This window comes from Clostridium sp., from assembly GCF_016650095.1.
Classification (GTDB): Bacteria; Bacillota; Clostridia; order Clostridiales; family Clostridiaceae; genus Clostridium_AD.
This window is the reverse complement of sequence record NZ_JAENWL010000334.1, coordinates 1-4,309: the sequence shown is the minus strand read 5'-3', so window position 1 is coordinate 4,309 and position 4,309 is coordinate 1. Positions and strand designations below refer to the sequence as shown.

The following is a 4,309-nucleotide window of genomic DNA, read 5'->3' as shown; positions in this document are numbered from 1 at the left end:
ATTTTGGTAGTTCAAAAGGAATATTTCGATAGTGGTGAAGAATACCTAAAACCAATGACACTTAAGAAAATTGCTAATCATTTAGAAATGCATGAATCTACTATAAGTCGTGCAATTAGAGAAAAATATGTTAGTGTAAATAGTGGTAAAGTCATTAAAATAAAAGATTTATTTACTAATGGAATAGCATCAGTTATGGGTGGAGAGGATATATCTACAATTAATATTAAGAAAGCTATTAAAGAAATAGTGGATAATGAGAACCAAAAGAAACCATTATCAGATCAAATTATTTGTAATCGATTAAATATAGAAGAAATGAATATTTCAAGAAGAACTGTAGCAAAATATAGAGAAGAACTTCAAATAAAGAGTTCTAGTAAACGGAAGAGATTTTGAAAAAAATTCATATTTAACCATGTTGTTTATATATTGTTAACTTTTATTTTAAAATACTAATTTGAAAAAGTTAGTATTTTAAGTTATAATGTAAGTGGGAGCAAAAAATATAAGCTGGGACTTAAAAAGTCCAGAGAGGTGTCCAAGTGCAAAATATATTGAAGTTACAACAAAAGATAGTACCAGAATTAATAGAGATTCTCCAAAAACGGTATGGGATATTAAGGACTATATATTATAATCAACCGATAGGACGAAGAATTTTAGCAAATAATATGTGTATAAGTGAGAGAATAGTAAGAAGTGAAATAAGTTTTTTGAAATCTCAGAATTTAATTGAAATAAATGAATCTGGTATGTTTATAACAACCGATGGAGAAGAAATTTTGCGTCAGCTAAAAGGTTTTATTCATGAAATTAAAGGATTGTCTAAAACTGAAAAATTTATTGAAGAGCATTTGAAGCTTCAGCAAGTTATAGTTGTTCCTGGAGATTTAGAAATTGATAAAAATGTGCTTAAAGAAGTTGGTAAAGCAGCTGCAAGTTACTTATTAGATATTATTAAAGATAATAGCATAATTGCCTTAACTGGTGGATCTACAGTTAAGGAAGTCATAGATAATTTCACTAAAAGTAATAAGTATAATAATATTTGGGTGCTTCCTGCTAGAGGGGGTATGGCCAAAAATGTAGAGATTCAAGCTAATACATTAGTAGCTAGGCTAGCAGATAAAATTAATGGTAACTACGAATTGCTTCACTTACCTGATAATTTGAGTGATACCGCTTTGAAAACTATATTGAATGAAAAACATATAAAAAGTATAATTGATAAAATTAGGAGCGCTGATATTCTTATTTATGGAATAGGTATCGCTAGTGATATGGCTAAAAGAAGAGAATTATCGGAAGATGAAATTAATGAACTTGAAAAGCTAGGTGCTGTAGGAGAAGCTTTTGGTCATTATTATAATGAAATAGGACAAATAGTTCATTCTGCACCCACTATTGGGATAAAAAATGAAGATGTTAAAAATAATAAAACACTAATTGCAGTAGCAGCTGGAAAAAATAAAGCTAGAGCCATCATAGCTACTGAAATCAACCATTCAAGCACTGTCTTAATAATTGATGAAGCAGCTGCCGAAGAAATTATTAATATTATTAAAAAAACAGAGTAAACTATATATGATTTAGTTTAGAAAAGAATTATATATTTACATATAATTATTTTATGAAAATTTAGGAGGTTTTGTCAACATGATAAAAGTAGGTATAAACGGATTTGGAAGAATAGGAAGAAATGTATTTAAAGCACTAGTGGCCAATTATTCAACAGAATTGCAAGTAGTAGGAATCAATGATTTAACAGATGCTGCAACTCTTGCACATCTTTTAAAATATGATTCACTTTATGGAAAATTTAACGGAACTGTAGAAGCTAAAGAAAATGCAATAGTTGTTAATGGAAAAGAAATTAAAATATTTGCAGAAAAAGAACCAAAAAACATTGACTGGAGTTCACTTGGAGTAGAAATAGTTTTAGAATCAACAGGATTCTTTACAGATGCTACTAAAGCAAGTGATCATTTATGTGTAAGTGTTAAAAAAGTTCTTATATCTGCACCAGCAAAAAATGAAGATATTACAATAGTTATGGGAGTTAACGAAGAAAAATATGATACATCAAAACATAACGTAATATCAAATGCATCATGTACAACAAATTGTTTAGCACCATTTGCTAAAGTTTTAGATAAAGAATTTGGAATAGTTAAAGGCTTAATGACTACAATTCATTCATACACTGGAGATCAAAGATTATTAGACGCTCCTCACAATGATATGAGACGTGCAAGAGCTGCTACTCTATCAATGATTCCAACTACAACAGGAGCTGCTAAAGCAGTTGCATTAGTTTTACCACAATTGAAAGGAAAATTAAATGGTTTCTCATTAAGAGTTCCAACTCCAACTGTTTCATGTGTGGATTTAGTTTGTGAACTTTCAAAGAATGTTACTGTAGAAGAAGTAAATGCAGCATTTGAAAAAGCATCTAAAGATGAAATGAAAGGAATTCTTGGATACTGTGAAGAACCATTGGTTTCAATTGATTTCAAAGGGGATGAAAGATCTTCTATAATTGATGCAATGTCAACAATGGCTATTGAAGGAAACATGGTTAAAGTTGTTTCTTGGTATGATAATGAAGCAGGTTACTCTAATAGATTAGCAGACTTAACTAAATATGTTGCAGATAGATTATAAAATTTAATTTTACTATAAACCTGTAATCTAGCAGTAATGGGCTGCAAGAATAATTTTAAGGTTTGGTTTTATAGTTAAACTATATGACCAAACCTTTTTATAATCCATAAATATAATATACAATATGTTAGTATGTATTATAAAATTTAGCACAGGGAACACTTCCTTTATTACAATTACTTTAACGACATTTCAAAAGGAAAGTCTCCTTTTCTATAAGTGGAAGGATAACAATTTAGAATTGTCATTTACTCCAAAGGTCTACAAGGGGTAAACCTCCTTCTGAAGTCGTTAATTGCAGCTCTGCAGGAGATGATCCAAGCACAAGAGTTTTTTATAATAAACATAATGAGAGGAGAATGTGTATGAAATTTAATAAAAAAACAATCGAAGATATTGAGGTTAAAGGTAAAAAGGTTTTAGTAAGATGCGATTTCAATGTACCATTGAAAGATGGGGAAATAACAGATATAACAAGGATTGTTGGTGCAATGCCTACAATAAATTATTTAGTTAAAAATGGGGCAAAAATTATTTTATGTTCACACCTTGGGAAACCTAGTGGAGAGCCAAAACCTGAGCTTTCTTTAGCGCCAGTTGCTAAAAGATTAAGTGAACTGCTTGGGGAAGTTGTAATTTTTGCAGCAGACCCGAATGTAGTTAGTGATAAAGTAAAATCTGCCGTATCAGAAATGGAAAATGGTGATATTTTATTACTAGAGAATACAAGATACAGAAAAGAAGAAACAAAGAATAGTGAAAAATTTTCAAAAGAATTAGCGTCTCTTGCAGATATATTTGTAAATGATGCTTTTGGATCGGCTCATAGAGCTCACTGCTCCACGGTTGGCGTAACGGAGTTTATTGAGACTTCAGTATGTGGTTACTTAATTCAAAAGGAGTTAAAATTCTTAGGAGAAGCAGTAGAAAACCCAGTGAGACCATTTGTAGCAATCTTAGGTGGCGCTAAGGTTTCAGATAAAATAGCAGTTATTACTAATTTGCTTGAAAAGGTAGATACTATAATAATTGGTGGAGGAATGGCCTACACATTCTTAAAGGCTGGTGGTTATTCTATAGGAACTTCACTAGTTGAAGAGGATAAGGTAGAATATGCTAAAGATATGATGCAAAAAGCTGAGTCAAAAGGAGTTAAATTTTTAATACCATTGGATCATGTTGTTGCAGATAGGTTTTCAGCTGAAGCAGAGCCGGTGGTTACTGAAGATCAGAATATTGCAGAGGGGTATATGGGACTTGATATTGGACCTAAGACTGTAGCAATATATGAAGGAGCTATAAGCATAGCTAAAACTATTATTTGGAACGGACCAATGGGAGTATTTGAATTTGCAAATTTTGCAAAAGGAACTATTGCAGTAGCTGAGGCTATGTCAAAATTAGATGGAACCACTATAATAGGTGGTGGAGATAGTGCAGCAGCTGTTAATCAATTAGGGTTCGGAGATAAAATGACTCACATATCTACAGGTGGTGGAGCATCTCTTGAATTCTTAGAAGGTAAACTCCTTCCAGGAATTGAAGCTCTTTCAGATAAGTAGTAGAATAGAATTGTAATACTTTAAATTTTTTAATATACATTAATTGTTATCTTCCTAGTAGTCTTCTTTATAAAAAAGAT

3 protein-coding genes and 1 pseudogene are annotated in these 4,309 nt (G+C 31.1%); all 4 read left to right on the top strand.

Features of this window, described 5'->3' with window-relative positions:
* Nucleotides 1-399: pseudogene (locus tag JJE11_RS15650) on the top strand (RNA polymerase factor sigma-54); the annotation flags it as partial.
* Nucleotides 400-545: 146 nt separating this feature from the next.
* Nucleotides 546-1,580, top strand: a complete 1,035-nt coding sequence (locus tag JJE11_RS15645) for a sugar-binding transcriptional regulator (protein WP_291637278.1) — start codon at nt 546-548, stop codon at nt 1,578-1,580.
* Between the two features lie 79 nt (nt 1,581-1,659).
* A complete protein-coding gene (gap, locus tag JJE11_RS15640) occupies nt 1,660-2,667 on the top strand; it encodes a type I glyceraldehyde-3-phosphate dehydrogenase (RefSeq protein WP_291637276.1) in 1,008 nt (335 codons plus the stop codon).
* Nucleotides 2,668-3,032: 365 nt separating this feature from the next.
* On the top strand, nt 3,033-4,229 hold the full coding sequence (locus tag JJE11_RS15635; protein ID WP_291637274.1) for a phosphoglycerate kinase: 1,197 nt from the start codon (nt 3,033-3,035) through the stop codon (nt 4,227-4,229).
* Nucleotides 4,230-4,309: the final 80 nt, after the last annotated feature.

Excerpts from the sequence above, each read along its gene's own strand:
- gap (WP_291637276.1), top strand. The coding sequence starts at position 1,660 with ATGATAAAAGTAGGTATAAACGGATTTGGAAGAATAGGAAGAAATGTA.
- JJE11_RS15635 (WP_291637274.1), top strand. The coding sequence starts at position 3,033 with ATGAAATTTAATAAAAAAACAATCGAAGATATTGAGGTTAAAGGTAAA.